The 17,894-nt window shown below is 56.0% G+C and carries 17 protein-coding genes; 12 read left to right on the top strand and 5 right to left on the bottom strand.

Going from position 1 to position 17,894, the window contains the following annotated elements; translation table 11 throughout:
- Positions 1-10 precede the first annotated feature (10 nt).
- The 11 genes from ACR0L4_RS16635 to ACR0L4_RS16585 are packed head-to-tail and all read left to right on the top strand — an operon-like array spanning position 11 to position 8,710.
- Positions 11-1,534, top strand: a complete 1,524-nt coding sequence (locus ACR0L4_RS16635) for a sugar ABC transporter ATP-binding protein (RefSeq protein WP_480514251.1) — start codon at positions 11-13, stop codon at positions 1,532-1,534.
- Positions 1,531-2,532: an ABC transporter permease gene (locus ACR0L4_RS16630; protein ID WP_170753445.1), complete on the top strand. Its 1,002-nt coding sequence runs from the start codon at positions 1,531-1,533 to the stop codon at positions 2,530-2,532. The genes ACR0L4_RS16635 and ACR0L4_RS16630 overlap by 4 nt, the downstream gene beginning before the upstream one ends.
- 1 nt (position 2,533) lies before the next feature.
- Positions 2,534-3,322 (top strand): SDR family oxidoreductase, encoded by a 789-nt coding sequence (locus ACR0L4_RS16625; RefSeq protein ID WP_170753443.1) that lies wholly within the window; start codon positions 2,534-2,536, stop codon positions 3,320-3,322.
- A 22-nt stretch (positions 3,323-3,344) separates the two neighbouring features.
- Positions 3,345-3,839: a lactoylglutathione lyase family protein gene (locus tag ACR0L4_RS16620; RefSeq protein WP_058275454.1), complete on the top strand. Its 495-nt coding sequence runs from the start codon at positions 3,345-3,347 to the stop codon at positions 3,837-3,839.
- Positions 3,832-4,863 (top strand): C-terminal binding protein, encoded by a 1,032-nt coding sequence (locus ACR0L4_RS16615; protein WP_170753441.1) that lies wholly within the window; start codon positions 3,832-3,834, stop codon positions 4,861-4,863. Before ACR0L4_RS16620 ends, ACR0L4_RS16615 begins: the two co-directional genes overlap by 8 nt.
- 12 nt (positions 4,864-4,875) lie before the next feature.
- Positions 4,876-5,565, top strand: coding sequence for an RraA family protein (locus ACR0L4_RS16610; protein WP_058275456.1), 690 nt, complete (start codon positions 4,876-4,878; stop codon positions 5,563-5,565).
- The gene (locus tag ACR0L4_RS16605) at positions 5,546-6,466 is read left to right on the top strand and encodes a 2-dehydro-3-deoxygalactonokinase (protein ID WP_170753439.1); all 921 of its coding nucleotides are present in this window, start codon (positions 5,546-5,548) and stop codon (positions 6,464-6,466) included. The genes ACR0L4_RS16610 and ACR0L4_RS16605 overlap by 20 nt, the downstream gene beginning before the upstream one ends.
- Complete coding sequence (locus ACR0L4_RS16600) at positions 6,463-7,089, top strand: 2-dehydro-3-deoxy-6-phosphogalactonate aldolase (protein WP_170753437.1); 627 nt, start codon at positions 6,463-6,465, stop codon at positions 7,087-7,089. Before ACR0L4_RS16605 ends, ACR0L4_RS16600 begins: the two co-directional genes overlap by 4 nt.
- Complete coding sequence (locus ACR0L4_RS16595) at positions 7,086-7,787, top strand: SDR family NAD(P)-dependent oxidoreductase (protein WP_480514250.1); 702 nt, start codon at positions 7,086-7,088, stop codon at positions 7,785-7,787. Before ACR0L4_RS16600 ends, ACR0L4_RS16595 begins: the two co-directional genes overlap by 4 nt.
- A gap of 10 nt (positions 7,788-7,797) precedes the next feature.
- A complete protein-coding gene (locus tag ACR0L4_RS16590) occupies positions 7,798-8,316 on the top strand; it encodes a 2,4'-dihydroxyacetophenone dioxygenase family protein (protein ID WP_480514249.1) in 519 nt (172 codons plus the stop codon).
- Positions 8,231-8,710: a methylglyoxal synthase gene (locus ACR0L4_RS16585; RefSeq protein WP_480514248.1), complete on the top strand. Its 480-nt coding sequence runs from the start codon at positions 8,231-8,233 to the stop codon at positions 8,708-8,710. Before ACR0L4_RS16590 ends, ACR0L4_RS16585 begins: the two co-directional genes overlap by 86 nt.
- Positions 8,711-8,734: 24 nt before the next feature.
- On the opposite strand, the gene ACR0L4_RS16580 is transcribed toward ACR0L4_RS16585, so the two are convergent.
- The 4 genes from ACR0L4_RS16580 to ACR0L4_RS16565 form a co-directional block, all read right to left on the bottom strand.
- Positions 8,735-9,880: an alpha-hydroxy acid oxidase gene (locus tag ACR0L4_RS16580; protein WP_480514247.1), complete on the bottom strand. Its 1,146-nt coding sequence runs from the start codon at positions 9,878-9,880 to the stop codon at positions 8,735-8,737.
- A 47-nt stretch (positions 9,881-9,927) separates the two neighbouring features.
- On the bottom strand, positions 9,928-11,211 hold the full coding sequence (locus ACR0L4_RS16575) for a TRAP transporter large permease (protein WP_480514246.1): 1,284 nt from the start codon (positions 11,209-11,211) through the stop codon (positions 9,928-9,930).
- Between the two features lie 10 nt (positions 11,212-11,221).
- Positions 11,222-11,707 carry a TRAP transporter small permease gene (locus tag ACR0L4_RS16570; RefSeq protein ID WP_480514245.1) on the bottom strand — a complete coding sequence of 162 codons (486 nt, stop codon included), beginning with the start codon at positions 11,705-11,707 and terminating at the stop codon, positions 11,222-11,224.
- Positions 11,708-11,785: 78 nt separating this feature from the next.
- Complete coding sequence (locus ACR0L4_RS16565) at positions 11,786-12,784, bottom strand: TRAP transporter substrate-binding protein (protein WP_480514244.1); 999 nt, start codon at positions 12,782-12,784, stop codon at positions 11,786-11,788.
- 121 nt (positions 12,785-12,905) lie between these two features.
- Here ACR0L4_RS16565 and ACR0L4_RS16560 point away from each other — a divergent pair, with 121 nt between their 5' ends.
- Entirely contained in the window at positions 12,906-13,568 is a 663-nt protein-coding gene (locus ACR0L4_RS16560; RefSeq protein WP_170753421.1) for a GntR family transcriptional regulator, read from the top strand.
- A 491-nt stretch (positions 13,569-14,059) separates the two neighbouring features.
- On the opposite strand, the gene ACR0L4_RS16555 is transcribed toward ACR0L4_RS16560, so the two are convergent.
- Entirely contained in the window at positions 14,060-17,884 is a 3,825-nt protein-coding gene (locus tag ACR0L4_RS16555) for a hypothetical protein (RefSeq protein ID WP_480514243.1), read from the bottom strand.
- Positions 17,885-17,894: the final 10 nt, after the last annotated feature.

Here is a 17,894-nt window from a genome sequence, read left to right as displayed (position 1 = left end):
GGCCCCCAAGATGACAACAGAAATGCCCCTTTGGGAGTTTGTCGATATCACCAAGGCCTATCCCGGCGTTTTGGCGAATGACAAAGTCTGTATCAAGCTTATGCCCGGCTCGATCCATGGGCTGCTTGGCGAGAATGGCTGCGGCAAGTCCACGATGATTAAGACGCTGTCCGGCGTGCAGCAACCTGACAGCGGCCGGATTCTTCACAACGGGCAACCGGTGACAGTCGGTGACCCACAGGTCGCACGCGATTTGGGCATAGCAACGGTGTTTCAGGAGTTCTCGATCGTTCCAACACTGTCTGTTGGCGAGAACATATTCTTGGGCAACATGCCCCGGTCGAGATTGGGGGTAATAGACTGGGGTAAGGTGCACGACGAAGCCGCCCGTGTTTTGGCAGAGATGGACGTCGATGTTTCACCCAATGCCATCACCGGCACGCTTTCAGTGGGTGAGCAGCAGCTTGTCGAGATTGCCAAGGCTATTGCGATGGACGCCCGTATGATCATCCTCGACGAGCCCACGGCTGCGCTGGGCGAGGACGAAATCGAACGCCTGCACCAGTTGTTGCGCAACATGCGCGGCCGCGGAACAGCTATTCTTTATGTTTCCCATCGCTTGGATGAGGTGGAGCGGATCGTCGACGAAGTAACGATCCTGCGCAATGGGCGCGTCGTGCGAGCCAGTGGCGAGACGGAAATCAACGTCTCTGAAATTGTCAGCGCCATGGTCGGGGAAGACATAGGTGAACACTACCCAAAAGAGCAGAATGCAACCCACGAAGTTGTTCTCGAAGCGAGCGGGCTTGCAACCAATGCCGGAGTGACGGATGCATCCTTTGCGCTCCACAAAGGTGAAGTGCTGGGCCTGGGCGGCGTGTTGGGAAGCGGGCGCACGGAAATTGCAAGGGCCCTGTTTGGAACAGATGAGATTGTTGCCGGTCAGGTCATATTAAAAGGCAATCCAGTCCGGTTCGGCCGGGAAATCGACGCGATCCGCGCTGGTTTGGCCTTGGTTCCGGAGAACCGCAAATATGATGGCTTGTTCTTCAATTTCCGGGCCAGCGGTAACATTACCGCGGCGTCGCTTGGCGGTCTGAGCCGGTTTGGTGTCTTGGACCTAAAGGCTGAGGAACACGCTACGCACGACCTGATCCGCGATCTGGAGATTTCAACTCAGGCTGAGGAAAAGACAGTCAACTTCCTTTCCGGAGGGAACCAGCAGAAGATTGTGATCGCGCGTTGGCTGTTCTCGGATTCGGAGATCCTGATCCTTGATGAACCCACACAAGGGATCGATATCGGCGCCAAGATCGCGGTCTACAAGTTGATAAACAAGCTGACCCGCGCGGGTAAATCCATCATCCTGATCAGTTCGGACCACGATGAGCTTTTGGCGATGAGCGATCGGATCGCCATCGTGCAGCACGGCACGATCACGCGCACCGTGGATGCGTCGGAACTGACCCATGATGACCTGGTTCGGGCCTCCGCAGACGTCCCACATCTTAAGCCAGAGGAGGTTTTCGCATGAAGCGGATCTTTGACACTCAACTGATCGGACCCTTCGCGGCCATGGTGATCGTCGCACTGATTGTCGCGCTCACAACAGAGCGGTTTCTGAATCCTGGCAATCTTTCAAACCTTTCCTTGCAGGTCAGCATCGTGGCGCTCATTGCCATCGGTTCTACGATTGTGATTTTCGCGGCTGGAATCGATTTGAGTTCCGGTTCCATGGTCGCTTTGCTGACCATGATTCTTGCTCAAATGCTGAAGTTCCTCGGCATTCCGCTCGTGCTGGCACTCCCGCTTATCCTTTTCGCCGGTGGATTGCTGGGACTCTTCATCGGCTTGATAACTGCTTACGGGCGCATACCATCTTTCATCACAACGTTGGCGGCGCTGATCGCATTCCGTGGTCTCGCGCTGACCTTCAACAATGGCTCACCGATCTTTTCGCTCGATCCCGCGCTTGAGCCGATCTTTTACGGTAAGTTGTTTGGCATTCCGCTGCCCTTCTTCTATCTCGTTTTCTTCTATGCACTTGCGGCATTTACGATGAATTTCACAAAGCTGGGCCGCGAAATCTATGCCGTCGGCGGCAACCCGGCCGCCGCCGTTCTGACCGGCATCAACGTGCGTAAGGTACAGACAACAACGTTTGTTATTGCAGGGTTCATGACCGCCGTAGGCGCGATCCTGATGTCAGCACGCTTGAACTCCGGCTCCCCTAATTATGGGCAAACGCTTGAATTGCAGGCGATAGCCGCAGCTGTGGTCGGAGGTGCCAGTCTCGCTGGAGGGCGCGGCAACATCCTCGCCACTCTGATGGGAGCCATGACCATCGTGATTGTCCAGAACGGCCTGAACCTGAATGCAGCACCGTCATCTGTTCAGAATATCGTGCTGGGACTGATCATCCTTCTGGCCGTTGGCATCGACATGTGGCGGGCTGAGATTTCTGCCCTGATGGCCCGCATTTTCGGGCGCGCGTCGTCCGCTCAGACATCCAGTGTGAAAAAGGGAGCATGACATGGACCTTGGGCTGAAAGACAAGCTTGTCCTCGTCACCGGCTCTGGCTCTGGGATAGGGAAGGCGACTGCGAAAGTCTATTTGCAGGAAGGCGCACGTGTCATTGTCCACGGTCTGACGGAGACCGAAGTGAGTGCCTGCGTGGACGACCTTGCCACCTTGGGCGACGTTACAGGGATGGCGGCGGATCTGACGAACACAACTGAATCAAGCGCGCTGGCAGAGTTCGCACAAATGCAGGGTGATGTTGATGTCCTCGTTAACAATGTCGGCATCTTTTCGGTCAAACCATTCGAAGACCTGACTGATGATGACTGGATGCACTATTTTAACATCAACGTCCTGTCTGCAGTTCGGATGAGCCGGGTTTTCCTGCCTGCTATGCTAAAACGTGGCATTGGGTCGATCATCAACATGGCAAGCGAAGCCGCGGTAAAGCCTCTGCCTCAGATGGTGCACTATTCAGTCACTAAAACTGCCATGTTAGGTCTCACCCGTGGCATGGCAGAGCTCACCAAGGGAACGCAGGTTCGGGTTAACTCCGTCCTGCCCGGTCCGACATGGACCGAAGGGGTAGAGGCCTACTTCGATGGTCTTGCAGCTCAAAAAGGCGAATCGCTCGACACAATCGTGGACAACTACTTCAAGTCGGACGAGCCCACCTCGTTGATCCAGCGGTTCGTTCAACCGGACGAAGTCGCCCGCATGATCGTCACGATCTCGGCCAGCACCGCCTCCAATGGTTCTGCGCATAGGATCGAAGGCGGCATCATTCGCAACATTCTCTGACGTTCTAACAAAGGAGCCTCCCATGGTTGCACTTACATTCTCTCACATCGGCATCACGGTTCCGGATCTGGAAAAAGCTGTGGAATTTTATTCCAAGGCGTTCGATCTATACGTGCTGATGGAGCCTACAGAAATCCTCCATGACGAAAGCGCCATCGGCCAGATGTGCGACGACGTCTTTGGCGAAGGTTGGGGCAAATTCCGTATCGCACACCTATCGATGGGCGACGGCGTTGGTATCGAGCTATTCGAATTTCCCAAGACGATCGAAGAAGAACGCCCGTTTGAGTATTGGCGCCGGGGTCTGTTTCACTTCTGTGTGCAGGATGCGGATCTGGAGGGGCGGATCAAGATCATCGAGGAACTGGGCGGTCGCCAGCGCATGGAACAGGTGCGTAAGTATTATCCAGGCGAAAAGCCATATCGCATGGTCTACATGGAAGACCCGTTCGGCAACATTTTCGAACTCTACAGCCACTCGTACGAGTTGACATATTCGGCGGGTGCCTATGTCTGATCAGCCGACATTCGTTCCACGGACGGATCGGCCGATAGTCGTTATCACCGACTACGACTTTGGCAATGTCGATGTGGAAACCGAGATCCTCGAAGCGGCCGGCGCCGAAGTCATCGCGCTTCAGGCCAAATCCGAAGAAGACCTTTTTGAGGTCGCGCCGCACTGCGCTGCGATGATGAACCAATATGCCAAAATCGGGCAGCAAACGATCACGCGGATGGAACGCTGTGAGGTGATCGCGCGCTATGGTGTTGGTGTCGATATTGTCGATGTCGGCACGGCCACCGAACGAGGCATTCTGGTGACCAATGTGCAAAACTACTGCACCGAAGAGGTCGCAGATCATGCGATCTCCCTATGGCTGACACTTGCCCGCAAACTGCCAGACTATGACCGCGCAACGCATGCGGGGATCTGGCAATGGCAAAGTGGGCAACCGGTTTTTCGCTTGCGCGGACGCACAATGGGTGTCGTGTCGCTGGGCAAGATCGGACAGGCCATCGTGGCACGGGCGCGGGCCTTCGGCGTCAATGTCATTGCCTATGATCCCTTCCTGCCGGCAAATGTCGCCACGTCGCTGGGAGTGGAGTTGGTGTCCAAGGCCGATCTTCTGGCACGCTCCGACTATGTCCTGATGCAGGCGCCTATGACGCCTGATACCCATCATTTTTTGTCGGATGCGGAGTTCGCTTCGATGAAGCCGGGCGCAATCCTGGTGAACACGGGTCGCGGCCCAACGGTGGACAACAAGGCCCTCTACCGCGCTCTGACCAATGGCCATCTGGCCGCCGCCGGCCTCGATGACCCCGAAGAAGAACCGGCCAAGCGTGCCAATTGGAGCCCGGATGACAACCCGCTCTTCACGCTGCCCAACGTGCTCGTGACACCACATGCCGCCTACTACTCCGAAGAATCCATACGTGCCGCCCGGGTCACCGCAGCAACGCAGGTGGCCAAGGTGCTCACAGGGCAAAAGCCAGACTACACCGTCAATGCCGAGGCATTGGCCGCAACACCCGCATAACAGGAGACAAGAATGCCAGACGTTAGTAGTGACCTCAGGGTCTTCAATGACTTTGAACGAAACCCGGATCTGCTCAAGAAATTCGACAAGGTGCTCGAGGCCTATTCAGCAGCAGCCATCTTTGCCGATGTTCAGTACCGCACCGGTGTGATGGACAGCGCTATCAAACCCGCATTTCGAGCCAAGGTTACGGGTCAGGCCGTCACTGTGCAGCTTTCCAAAGGCGACCTCGTTGACCCTCTGAAAGCCTTGGAGATGGGCCAACCCGGCGACGTGATCGTTGTGGATGCGGGCGGTGACGTCAATACGTCGGTCTGCGGCGGACTCATGGGCGGGCTGGCGCAGAACCGGGGCATTCGCGGCATGATCGTAGATGGTACGGGACGCGATACGGACGAATTGGAAGACATCAACTGGCCCATCTGGACACGGGCGATCACCCCGCGCGGAACGCACACGATGTTTTCTGGGCGCAAGGACGAGCTTTCGATCAACGTGCCGATTGCCTGTGGTGGCGTGGTCGTAAACCCGGGGGACTTCATCGTGGCCGATTTGATGGGTGTGGTCGTGGTTCCACAGGAACTGGCCGAAGAAACCGTGCGCCTTGCCCAGGAACAGGCTGACCGCGAAGAAGAAACCCGCAAGTGGGTCGCCAAGGGAAAAACCGTCGAGGATCTTTTAAATGAATTCGGTCGTATCTGAACCAGCCCTTATCGGTGTCGATTGGGGAACGTCTTCTCTCCGTGCTTTTCTTATTGGTGCGGAGGGTGAGGTCATTGACGGTGTCTCTTCACCCGAAGGCATCATGCAGGTTTCTGGAAAGACCTTCGAGGCGGTCCTTGATCGTCTCATTGGTCCTTGGGTTGCTCAGATTGATCTGCCGATCCTTGCATCTGGCATGATAACCAGCCGGAACGGATGGGTTGAAACGCCCTATGCCGAAATGCCGCTTGGCGCTTGTGGTCTTGCGCGGGCTTTGGTGCCACATGATGCCGATAGCGGAGCCCGGATTCACTTTGTGACGGGGGCATCCATCGAGCACGCGGGCGGCCCGGACGTGATGCGCGGCGAGGAAACGCAGATTATTGGCGCGTCCGCGCTTGGCCTGAACGACGGTACTTTCGTAATGCCGGGCACGCACAGCAAATGGGTCCAGGTTGCGGATGGGCAGATCGTGGATTTCTCAACCTATATGACGGGCGAGATCTTTGCTGCTCTCAAGGGGCACACGATCCTTGGCACGTTGATGGAGGATCACGACTTCGACGTAGCTGCCTTTGAAACCGGCGTAGCTGCGGGCCTCGAAGGGGGTTCTAATCTATTGCACAATTTGTTTCACGTTCGGACCCTTCCACTCATGGGCAAAATCCCCAAGGTTGCTACGGCTGATTACTTGTCCGGCCTTCTGATAGGTGCGGAGGTTGCGGCTGCGACCCGCGCTGTCGAAAACATCGGCACCGTCACCCTTGTGGGACGCAGCGACCTGTCAGACCGCTATGATATTGCCCTACGGGCCGCGGGGCTGGAAACCCGCCGTGCGCCGGATGATATCGTCGCCAAAGGGCATTTTCTTATTGCCCGCGCAGCGGGGCTTTTGGGATGATCGACCTCACCGCGGCGCTGGCCGAAAACCCACTGATTGCAATCTTGCGCGGGCTGGAACCAAAAAACGCTTTACCAGTTGCGGGTGAGCTCATTGAGGCCGCCTTTCGTATCGTCGAAGTTCCGCTGAACTCTCCAGATCCGCTGGAGTCGATCGCTCGAATTGCCAAGCATTATGGCGCGCAAGCCGTCGTAGGGGCAGGCACAGTCCTGACCGCTGAGCAAGTCGATGCGGTTGCTGATGCAGGCGGGCGGATCATAGTCTCACCGAACATGAACCCGGATGTGGGGCGTGCCGCGGTTGCGCGGGATCTATATTGGTGCCCGGGCGTCGTGACCCCGTCCGAGGCCTTTGCCGCCTTGGATCTTGGTGCCTCTGTTCTAAAGTTCTTTCCAGCTGAGATGGTGCCGCCGACCGCTATCGCCGCCATGCGTGCGATTTTGCCCCAAGAAGCTGTCATTGCTGCGGTGGGGGGGATCACACCTGAAACAATGGCCGCGTACCAGGCAGCCGGGACAAACGGGTTCGGATTGGGATCGGCCCTGTTCAAGCCGGGCCGTGCATTGGATGATATTGGCGCACGTGCGCGTGCTTTCACCCAAGCACTGAAAGATCAAAGATGAAACAAGCCATTGTCACCGGAGGCACCCGAGGTATCGGCGCGGGTGTGGCGCGGTCGCTTGTCGATGCTGGTTGGTCCGTTATCGCCGCATCCGTGTCGGACTCCGAGTTGGACGCCTTTGCTCCTCAAGCCGGGATAACAACACAGCTTCTCGATGTGACAGATCAGGCTTCGGTCGATGCTGTGTTCGGCAACCTCAGGCGCCTCGACGCTTTAGTGAACTGCGCGGGGATTCTGCTCAGGGGTAAAGAATATGATATCGACGTCTTTGCCAGGGTTCTTGATGTCAACCTGACCGGGACGATGCGCTGCTGCCTCGCCGCGCAACCGCTTTTGGTCAAGCAGGGTGGGGCAATCGTTAACACCGCGTCCATGCTCAGCACGTTTGGCGGCCCACTGGTCCCGGCCTATTCCGCCTCAAAAGGTGGGGTCGCACAACTCACCAAGGCATTGGCAGGTCGCTGGGCCGAAGACGGCGTCAGAGTAAATGCCATTGCACCGGGCTGGATCGAGACGGAAATGACCCAAGGTCTTCGGGACGACCCAGATCGAACCGAAGGTATCATGGCGCGTACGCCGATGAAACGATGGGGTAAACCTGAAGAGGTTGGCGCGCTGGTACGCTGGCTTCTGAGTGAAGATGCCAGCTTTGTCACCGGGTCGGTTTATCCGGTCGACGGTGGCTATCTGGCAATGTGAGGAGAGGCCAATGAAAAACGACGACACTGCCCGAATGCCGTATCAGTTGCCGTTCCCAAAAGATGCACAGGAAGAGATTGTAATACCGAACGCGGTCTCCGAGGACGAAAGGCTCTGGGTGCCGCAGGCCGAAAACGTGTGGTTCCGACCCCTCTGCCTCAATCGGTCACAAGGCTATTGGATGAACCTGCTGAAGGTCCGAAAGGCTGGTGTCCTTTCGCGCCATCGTCACCCGCAACCTGTCCACGGCTTTGTTCTGAAAGGACGCTGGCACTACTTGGAACATGACTGGGTCGCCGAAGAGGGCGGCTATGTCTATGAACCACCGGGTGAAACACACACGCTGGTTGTTCCGGATGACGTTGAAGAGATGATCACCTATTTCCAGGTCAACGGTGTGATGTGCTATGTCGATCCGTGGGGCAAGGTGCAAGGCTACGAGGATGTGTTCACAAAGATCGAACTTTGTCGAAAGCACTTCGCAGAAGTTGGTCTTGGGGAGGACTACGTTGAACAATTCATCCGGTGACCGTCCGTGTTTTGCGCTTGTTGCGCATGACGCAAGAAAAGACGAGATCGTAGCTTGGGTTGGCCTTCAGAAGACCCGGCTATCAGGAGTTAGTATCGTATCAACAGGTACGACCGGCGGCCGTATCAAAGAAGCCTTTCCTGAGTTGAATGTGACTTGTTTGAAAAGCGGTCCGCTTGGTGGCGACCAGCAGATTGGTGCAATGATCTGCGAAGACATGCTCGACGCTTTGATTTTCTTCGTCGATCCACTCTCACCTATGCCGCACGATGTGGATGTAAAGGCTTTGACGCGACTTGCCACAGTTTACGATTTGCCGATGGCGTGTTCGCGGTCAACGGCTGATTTGATCGTCCAGGGTCTGCGTGGGAACAAAGGCGACACGCATTCCTAACGCTCTCCGGTTCCAGGGGATTGTTCAGTCGCTGTTCAGAAGGAACCGGGCAAGGTGGTCAGGATTTTCAACGCCCAACTGACTCATATTGGCTGTCATGTCAGCTCGCAAAATGTGCACGAGGTGATCTATGCCCGGTGCACCAAAAGCCGCGACCGCATACTGAAATGCCCGCCCGACCATGACGAAATCGGCCCCTTTGGCCAAAGCGCGCATGATATCCAGGCCCCAGGCCACACCAGAATCGTATATGAGTGGGACATCCGGTCCGACCGCATCTCGGATTTTTGGTAACTGGTCAATTACGGCAGGTCCAGCTTCGAATTGGCGGCCGGAATGATTTGAAACCCAAATGCAATCTACGCCCTCGGCCACCATTTTTACAGCATCCTCCGACCGTAAAACGCCTTTGACGACAAAATGACCATCCCATTCGTCGCGCAATTCTCGCAGATATTGCCAATCGGGAATGCCACGGATCAGAGCGCCCGCGTGCGTAAAGCTCTCGCGACCGCGCTGCGGCACATAGTCATCAAAGAACCGCATGCGCGGCATGATACCTTCAAGCATATGGGCAAGGCACCAAGCCGGCCGCGCGGCCATTTCAGCAAGCGTGCGCAAGTCGGCCTTGGGCGGGACGGTCAGGTTTGCACGTCTCTGGCGTTCTCGCCTGCTTTCTTCCGGGACATCGACAGTCATAATGAGTGTGTGAAAACCAGCGGCCTTGATCCGTGGCAGCATTGCCCGGCGCAATTCTGCAGAGTTCACTGGGTAGTGCTGAAACCATCCGTTTTGGCCGATGTAAGGGGCGACATCCTCCGGTGAGGCGACCGCGACGCTGGACAGTGAAAACGGGATGTTGTGCGCGACGGCTGCTTGCGCCAGCATCCGTTCCGCACCGGCCCACAACAATCCAGACATACCGACAGGTGCAATTCCAAACGGAAGATCGTACGTCTGCCCCAGCAGTGTCGTTTGGAGGTTCGCTTTGGTTCGTCCACACAGCACGCTGGGCATGAATCCGATAGCATCAAGCGCATCACGATTCACGCTTTTACCCAGCTCTCTGCCTGTTGCGCTGTCGAGATACTCGAAGGCAAACTTCGGGATGCGTTTTTGCGCAGTTTTCCGAAGATCTTCTATCGACGGGTGGGATAGGTCCAGATCCATCCGGCTCCTCTGGTTTTGTTGTCTAACGTTTGAAACGCCTCAGCCGGTCACCAAAGGGATGGCAGGGCCAGGGAAATTGCGGGCACATAGGTGATGAACATCAACAGGATCAGCATGCCGGCAAAGAATGGCAGGATCGCCCGGCTGAGGCTTTCGATGGAGACCTTCGAAATGCTGCTGGCCACGAAAAGGTTTACGCCCAGAGGTGGTGTGCAGAATCCGATGGCCAGATTGACCGTCAAAATGACGCCAAAGACGATAGGATCGACACCCAGCGCGGTTGCAACCGGCAGCAGGATCGGCGTCATGATGATGATCGACGAAATCGTCTCCATGAACATGCCGATCACCAGCAAAAGCAGATTGATCAACAACAGAATGATGATCGGATTGTCAGACAGGCTGGTGATCGTTGTGGCGAGTTCTGTCGGGATTCTTGCAAGCGTGATCAGTCTGCCAAAGGCGGTCGCCATGATCACCAATATCAGAATGGTGCCGCTGGTCTTTGCACTGCCCGCCAAGACCTCTGGCAGGTCCTTCAGGGTGATGTCTCCATAGACGAAGATGCCAATGAAGGCGGCATAAACCACAGCCACGGCACCGGCTTCGGTCGGGGTGAAGATACCGCTATAGATGCCCCCAAGGATAATTACTGGCACCAGAAGCGCCCAGATCGAAGACCGGAAACTCTGCCAGACGCCCGGGCCTGAGAACGTGGTTGTCGATTGCTGAACAACCGTGTCCTTTCGCAGTAGAACGCGGGCGACCAACATGAACACGAGGGCAAAAAGGATACCGGGAACAACACCCGCCAGGAACAGCTTTCCAATCGAAACCTCGGCAGTAACACCATAGATTATGAAGGGGATACTTGGCGGGATCATCACGCCGATCATCCCCGAAGACGCCGTCAATGCGCCGCTGAATTTGCGCGTATAGCCGACCTTTTCCATCTCGGGGATCATGTTTGATCCAATGGCGGCTACAGTTGCAGGAGACGAGCCGGATATGGCGGCAAAGAAAACACAGGCGAGCACGTTCACATAAGCCAGCCCACCCCGGATATGACCGATCAGTGCATTGGCGAACCCAACCAGACGGCGCGACATTCCGCCGTGCTGCATCAGGTCGCCCGCGAGGATGAACAAGGGAACGGCGATCAGCGGAAATGAGTCCGCGCCTGTTACCACTGAGCGCGCCAGAAGAACCATCGGTGGCGTGCCATCCACGAAGACCATCACGATCATGGTCGCAAGACCCAGACAGATGCCAATCGGCACGCTGAAGAGCAGAAGGGCGAAAAGTGTCAGGAAAAGCGTTGTTGCAAGCATGCCGGGCTCCTCACGCTTTGGTCCCTGCGATCAGGCGCAGGGTGCGGATCAGATGTTGAGTGACGCGGATCGCGGACAAGCCGGCACCAACCGGCGCTGAGGCATACAGAATCGGTATTGGCAGCCCCAGAACAACCGAGGTCTGGCTGGCCACAAAGGGCTGCAGGATCAGCTTGATGCATTCAATTGTCAGAACGATCAGAAACCCAAGAACCAGAAGCGCGATCACAACATCCGCATAAAGCCTCGCCCGCTCGCTGAGGACATCACGCAGGACTGTAATGCGCACATGATCGCCGGTGTGGAAGGCATAGCTGACACCAAGCCAGACAAACCAGACGAATAGCCAAAGCGTTAGCTCTTCACCCCATGAAAGAGAGGCATTCATGATGTAGCGCATGAACACATTGCCGAAAATCAACACGACAATCGCGGCCAGGAGCGCACTGGCCAGGACTTTTTCGGCATTCATATCAATCCATTTGATAGCCGACATCGTTCACCTCCCCTTGAACGAAAGGGGCACCTGAACCCGGATGGCCCGGGTGCCCGAATTGACAGAGTATTGCGTGGGTCAGCTTCCGCTTGCAGCGGATACCGCAGCGACCCAAGCGTCGTAGGCCTCTGCGCCAACTTCATCGCGATATTTCAGGCGAACGCTCTCGGTTCTGTCGGCGAAAGCCTGTCTCTGCTCTGCAGTCAGTTCCAGAACCTCGACACCAGCAGCACGGATCTGTTCCAGCTGTTCTGCATCTTCGCTGGCGACCAGTTCGGCCTGATAATCTCGTGCGGCGGCCATCGAGTCCCGGACCAGTTGCTGATGCTCCGCGGGCAGCGAGTCAAAGAATGGTTTGGAGATGACCGGCATGTAGACCGCAAAGACATGGCCCGTGGTCGAAAGGTACTTCTGCACCTCGTAGAAACGCTGCGAAGTAATGATCGCCAGCGGGTTTTCCTGCCCGTCGATCACGCCTTGCTGGAGGGCAGAGTAAACCTCGCCGAAGTTCATCGGTGTCGGGTTGGCGCCGAGTGTCTCGAATGTTGCCACATGCGCCGGAACCTTCATCGTGCGCAGCTTAACGCCTTCAAGGTCTTCGGGTGTTTCAACCGGGCGGACATTGTTGGTCACGTTGCGCACGCCCAATTCAAGCCAACCAAGACCGACGAGCCCCTGATTTTCGACCCGTCCGAGCATTCCGTCTCCGGCCTCACCATCCAGAACGTCAAAGGCGATGTCCTTGGAGGCATACATGTAGGGAAGCTCGATCACCGCAAAAGCCGGATCCCAACCTGCGAAGAACGAAGACGGGGGAATGGCCATTTCAAGAACGCCGGTTTGAACACCTTCGATCATCTCGCGATCCGGGCCCATCTGCGAGGATGGAAAGATCTGGACATCGATCTCGCCATTCGAACCGGTCTCAACCAGTTCTTCGAATTTCAGGAGCGCACGATGCATATGGAATGCTTCGGCGGCACCGTGCCCAACTTTTATAACTGTTTCAGCCGAGGCCGCGATGGCAAGTCCGGTCGACATGGCGACGGCAAGCGCGAATGTGGATTTGTTGAACAAGGTTTCCTCCCATAAATTGTTCAGTCTTTTTACGATCTTTCATCTGACATATCAGATACAATATATAAATCAATGCTGGACGTGATACCCTGAAGCAGTAGAGTGGTCAGATACCTTAAACATGGCAGGAAATATGCAACTTAAGCGACCGGATTCATTGAGCAAAATTGCGGAGGCGGAAATCCGGAGAAACATCGTGCAGGGTGTCTTTGGGTTGGGCGAATCGCTGCAGGAAGCCAAACTTTCAACGGCCATGGGCATCAGTAAGACGCCGATTCGCGAGGCCCTTGCAGCGTTAAACCTTCAGGGTCTTGTGCAGATCGTTCCGCGGCGCGGAGCATTTGTTTTCACTCTGTCTCACGCGGATGTCGTGCAACTCTGTAGGTATCGGTTGATCCTCGAAACAGCGGCTATGGATCAGGCGCTTGTTGAAAACCCTTCTGCCTTGCTTGATGAACTTACGGATTTAGTTTCCGAGATGACTGACGCGCGGAAGACCGATGATTTCGAACGCTATCTCGAGTTGGACGCAGCTTTTCACGACACATTTTTCAGACATTGTGGCAACAGCTACCTGCGGGACGGATATCAGAAAGTCAGTGACATCGTCCGCACAATGCGCACGTATTTATCAAAGCGCCCGGATCGCACTGCCAAATCTTTGAAAGAACATGATGCAATCACTGCGCATCTGCGTGAGGGCAAAGTGAAAGCTGCAAAGAACATCTTGGGTCGGCAAATCACGCGCGGTGAACGCTCTTACTCGGATCTGGGGGGCAGCTGACTGCCACCGCAAAAGAAGCGGTAAGATTCCAGTTTGCCTATGGCCCGACTGCTGCGTGGGCAAATGTCGCTGCGATTGGCCTGATTGGCCGAATTTTTTTCTGCTGAGCAGCGTGAACTAACGTGAGGCTGGGGTACGCGTACTCGCGAAAATAAAGGAACTTCCGAGTAGGTCTCGGAACAGTCGTGAACTGAATCTAGTATGAATGTCGTAGTGGGCCGTTTTCGTACTGATTGGTCAAACTTACTGAACCGGAGGCTATCGGGGTCTCGAGAAGTACCTGCAACTGCATCCGCAGTTCAGACATTTGCCGCGAGTGCGAAATTATCAGATAAACGAACTCACCAATCGCGGGTGATGCTACCGTTGGTTTATCCAATCGAATGAACGAGTCATTGGCAAGGTCAGCGCCTGTTTCGAGAAAGAGTTCATCGTGGTCTCCAATTCTCTCAAACAACTCAAGACCAGAACAGTGATCATCCGCTCGAATTCTAACCGGCCAAGTCTTTTGCCAGCCTTGTCGCAGCCTGATCACCGGCCACATCGACCTGGTGTTTGAGCTGCTGCGCAACAACAATCATCGCCGCATGGGGGTTCTTTTCAGTGTCCAGAGGACGATACCCGTTCAGCGCCTTCGAAAGCTCTTTGCCTTTTACAGTGAAAGCCCTGAGCTCTCTTTGGTTGGCGGTGTCGTCGGGCACAAGAAAACCATCAAGCAACTTGTTGATATCGGGGGTCTTGAAATATCGCGGATCCATGCCCGGTTTTGATTTCACTGCGCTTGCCTTGATCATGGACCATGATTTCAAGTTAAGTTCGACGTCACAAGGCAACCAATCCACATCCGCGTGCGATCCGATCGTCTCGAATTCCTTGTCCTGCAAAGCTTCGCGCAAATAGGCGACAACTCCCTGACAAACATCCGCGCGATCCTCGAACACTTTGGGTGTTAGTCCGCAACTTTGCAAAGCCCGTCTGGCCTGTGCATCGCCGTCTATGCAGGCTCCATAGGCCAGAACACATTTACCAAGAGTGGTATTGACCTTGATCGCCTCGCGCGCGAGGCGACGGTTCTTGGGTTGTTCCCTCGCCAAAACGAACAGCTCCCACCCTTCTTTCACCTGTTCGCGCGAATGGTGTTCGAACCAGAAACTGTTGAGGAATTTGCCGATTTTCTCAATGCTGGTCAGGACCGCTGCGCCGATATGGGTCGCATCGGTCAGCCGAGCGAACTCGGCCCCGACGCCCGCAGCATCGGCGGCGACCTGCGCCGCATCATGCAGGGTTCCGGCCGCCAGCACGTCGCGCTCGCCCACAACGGCCGGCTCGTATGGGCTATAAGTTCCGGCAATCGCCTTCATCTCACGGCTCCATTTATTGAGCGATTTGCGGCGGCGATGCAGCTTGATGCTGTCCGCCACAAGGGTTCGGATCTTGCCCAACAGCGCCGCACCCGGTACGGCGGCCAGCAGGATGCCGGTTGCACCTTTGGTCGCCTGATCAATCATCTTGATGCGCTGTTCGGTTTTCTTGACTTGCAAGGTCAGTTCCTCGACCGCCGACATCGCCCGCTCATATTCTTCGGCATAGATTTTTGGATCGGTGAACTGGTCCAATCGGGTCAGATCGGCCTGTTTTTTCAGCTTTTCAAGCCATTCGTCCTCTTCGTCGATATCCGCTTCGACTGCGGCGACAAATTTGGGGTTTTTCAACAGGGTGTCGGTCACGTCGTCATAGAGAACCCGCACCTCGGCTTCGAGCTTATTGTTGTTCCGGGCAGGCCGTTCCTCAATCGCGTCGATCTTGTCGATCATAGAGAACAGTTTTTTGTCCAGTTCCTCTTCTTCTTCTGAGGACAAGCCAAGCGCGGCCACTTCGCGAACATCCGGCGACACCATACTTTCGAAAATCCGGTCGATATTCATAAGTGCATTCATCACCGCCTCGGGCTCGACCTTGTCCGGGTCCAGCGCCAGGAAGAGCTTCACATCCTTCTGGTCGGCAGGCAGCTTGTATTTGTCGATCATGTCACGGCACTTATCCATTGCAGCCTTCACATTGGCCCGGTCCTTCATGAAGCTTTCGTCTGCGATTTGCTGAGACAGCTCGCGCGCTTCGTCCATGACGGCGCGCTGATCGGCTACGGTTGCCATGTTGCCGCTCATGCCAAAATCGGCTTGGCCCCCGGCATGGAGTTCTTCTTCGAACGGGTTGGTGGCAAAGGGCGAGTCGCTGCCGTGACCGCCCCAACCGGCCTCGATATCACGGGCATCTCTGTCGACGCGCGATGCATCCCCCTGCAAACCAGCGGTGCCTGCGAAACTGGCCGCCACAGGTAACAGGGCCAATTCCTTGGCGAACGTGTCCCAATCGCCCTTCTGGGCGGCAGCCACCATCTTGTCAATCATCTGGGTCGACATCCCGACGGCCTTGGCCAGCATACCCCACGAGGCGGCCTCGTCCCGGCTGTCCTTACCAGTATCGCCCCAGCCCCCATCTTCACCTTTGGTGCCACTGGCTGACATGCTTTCACCCGCCGCATCACACAGATCGGCAACGGCCTCGACCACCAGCGCACGCGGGTCTCGCAGAGTTCCCTTGGCCTTTGCTTCGGCCAGCTCGCTCAGCTTCGACACCGCCCGCATCCCGGCCTTTCCCGCCAGAATCCCGAACTTGGTCTTGTGTTCGCGGTTCTGCGTATCGGCGTCGCTGGTCAGTTCCTTGGCGGTGCTGTCGGCGGTCATGCCTGCGGCAAAGGAATCCGCAATTGCCCCGGCCAGACCTATCGCCACCTCGCGTTTCTTTTTCTTCTTGTCCCGCGCACCCTCGACCGCATCGACCAAACCGATTGCGGCCGCGACGGCGCATTTACGGGCGGCATCCTGCCGCACGAACTCACCGTAGGACTGTGTCATCTGGGCGGCCTTGATGTTTTCCAGATCGCGCTCCAGCTGAGCCTTGTCAGCGTCCGATGCGGTTTTCATCTCGGTCAGAATCCGCTTTTCTTCGTCTGCCAGCCAGTCGTCGTAATCTTCGTCGCCGCCGCCTGCCTTGTAGTCTTCAAACTGCGCCTGCGTCAGCTGCAACTGCGTAACCTTGGCCTCGTCCTCGGCCAGTTCGGACAGCGTCATGCCGTCCCTGATCTCAAGGGCGTTGTATTCAAGCTTGTTCTGTTCGACAGACACGCCGTCCAGTTCATTCCGCAACTCAAGCAGTTTTTCTTCGTCTTTTTCCGTCGCGATCTGCGCAACAAGGGTTTCTTCCTCCTGCGCCAGCCAATCCTCGTAGCTCGTTGCTCCGTCCGGATGGGCCTTGGCATAGCGCGCTTCGGTCAGGTCGGACTGGGTGATCTCGGGTTGATCTTCTTCGTCCATCTTTCTGATCTCGGCGATGGTTTTGCCGTCAATCACCAGATCATCATATTCGTCGGGCATATCGTCCACCGGCACGACATTGCCTTCGATCACATCCGCGCCCTTGAACTTCATGAATTCTGCCAAATCGTCGCGGCTGGCCTCGGTGATTGAGAGATTGGCATAGTGCAAGGCCTCCGAGGACGCCAGATTGGCTGCACCGATCAGCAATTTCGCATTTCTCAGACCCTTACCCAGCTTTGAGCCACCCATTTCCTGCCCGTCTTCTTCCGCCATCAACCTTGTATAGATCGCGGTGGCGTTGCTGAATGCGTTCAGCCCTTCGGAGAAACTGTCGGGCACCAGGTTCGAGGGAATAACCCCTTCGCGCACCAAAGGGGTCCAAAGCTCTTTCTCGATATCGCGGTCGCTGAACAACCGCTTGCCATCTTTGCCAAGCAGCTTGGCCAAATCATTGGATTTTTCGATCAGCGGTTCAAGCATGGCGTACATATCACGGATGGCTGCTGCCGCCTCGGGTGACGAAAACGAGAACTCCTCATCGCCCAGTTTCAGCCTTTTGAACTCACCCGCGCGGTCGGCATAGCTGTCCCATTCTGTATTCTCGATCTCGACCGGGATCTTCTTGTCGCCCACATTGGCAAGCACCTGTATGCGTTTGGGCGTTTTGATACCCGCTTTCTTCCAGGCAAAGTCGACCACCGGATTCATCCCCAGCTTTTTTGCAAGATCCTTGTCATGGGTCTTGATGACAAAGTCCATCTGCGACAGCTGCGCCTTGAGGTCGGCCTTGATCTTGTCGAACTCTTCTGTGTTCAACGTCGCATCAATGAATTTCTGACGCTGTTCGAAATCGTGCAGCTCATTGGCAAGATCGGGGGCCAAAGTGTCATTGTCACCGCAAACTTGCGTGAGCCACTCATGTTCTTTTTCAAATGCCATTTGCGTGGCC

This window comes from Ruegeria sp. AB5 (assembly GCF_056542645.1).
This window is presented reverse-complemented; position numbering and strand designations above follow the sequence as displayed.

Excerpts from the sequence above, each read along its gene's own strand:
- ACR0L4_RS16630 (WP_170753445.1), top strand. The coding sequence starts at position 1,531 with ATGAAGCGGATCTTTGACACTCAACTGATCGGACCCTTCGCGGCCATG.
- ACR0L4_RS16575 (WP_480514246.1), bottom strand. The coding sequence starts at position 11,211 with ATGCTTGCAACAACGCTTTTCCTGACACTTTTCGCCCTTCTGCTCTTC.
- ACR0L4_RS16625 (WP_170753443.1), top strand. The coding sequence starts at position 2,534 with ATGGACCTTGGGCTGAAAGACAAGCTTGTCCTCGTCACCGGCTCTGGC.
- ACR0L4_RS16560 (WP_170753421.1), top strand. The coding sequence starts at position 12,906 with ATGGCAGGAAATATGCAACTTAAGCGACCGGATTCATTGAGCAAAATT.
- ACR0L4_RS16585 (WP_480514248.1), top strand. The coding sequence starts at position 8,231 with ATGTGTTCACAAAGATCGAACTTTGTCGAAAGCACTTCGCAGAAGTTG.
- ACR0L4_RS16605 (WP_170753439.1), top strand. The coding sequence starts at position 5,546 with ATGAATTCGGTCGTATCTGAACCAGCCCTTATCGGTGTCGATTGGGGA.
- ACR0L4_RS16600 (WP_170753437.1), top strand. The coding sequence starts at position 6,463 with ATGATCGACCTCACCGCGGCGCTGGCCGAAAACCCACTGATTGCAATC.
- ACR0L4_RS16595 (WP_480514250.1), top strand. The coding sequence starts at position 7,086 with ATGAAACAAGCCATTGTCACCGGAGGCACCCGAGGTATCGGCGCGGGT.
- ACR0L4_RS16620 (WP_058275454.1), top strand. The coding sequence starts at position 3,345 with ATGGTTGCACTTACATTCTCTCACATCGGCATCACGGTTCCGGATCTG.
- ACR0L4_RS16615 (WP_170753441.1), top strand. The coding sequence starts at position 3,832 with ATGTCTGATCAGCCGACATTCGTTCCACGGACGGATCGGCCGATAGTC.
- ACR0L4_RS16570 (WP_480514245.1), bottom strand. The coding sequence starts at position 11,707 with ATGTCGGCTATCAAATGGATTGATATGAATGCCGAAAAAGTCCTGGCC.
- ACR0L4_RS16635 (WP_480514251.1), top strand. The coding sequence starts at position 11 with ATGACAACAGAAATGCCCCTTTGGGAGTTTGTCGATATCACCAAGGCC.
- ACR0L4_RS16555 (WP_480514243.1), bottom strand. The coding sequence starts at position 17,884 with ATGGCATTTGAAAAAGAACATGAGTGGCTCACGCAAGTTTGCGGTGAC.
- ACR0L4_RS16580 (WP_480514247.1), bottom strand. The coding sequence starts at position 9,880 with ATGGATCTGGACCTATCCCACCCGTCGATAGAAGATCTTCGGAAAACT.
- ACR0L4_RS16610 (WP_058275456.1), top strand. The coding sequence starts at position 4,876 with ATGCCAGACGTTAGTAGTGACCTCAGGGTCTTCAATGACTTTGAACGA.
- ACR0L4_RS16590 (WP_480514249.1), top strand. The coding sequence starts at position 7,798 with ATGAAAAACGACGACACTGCCCGAATGCCGTATCAGTTGCCGTTCCCA.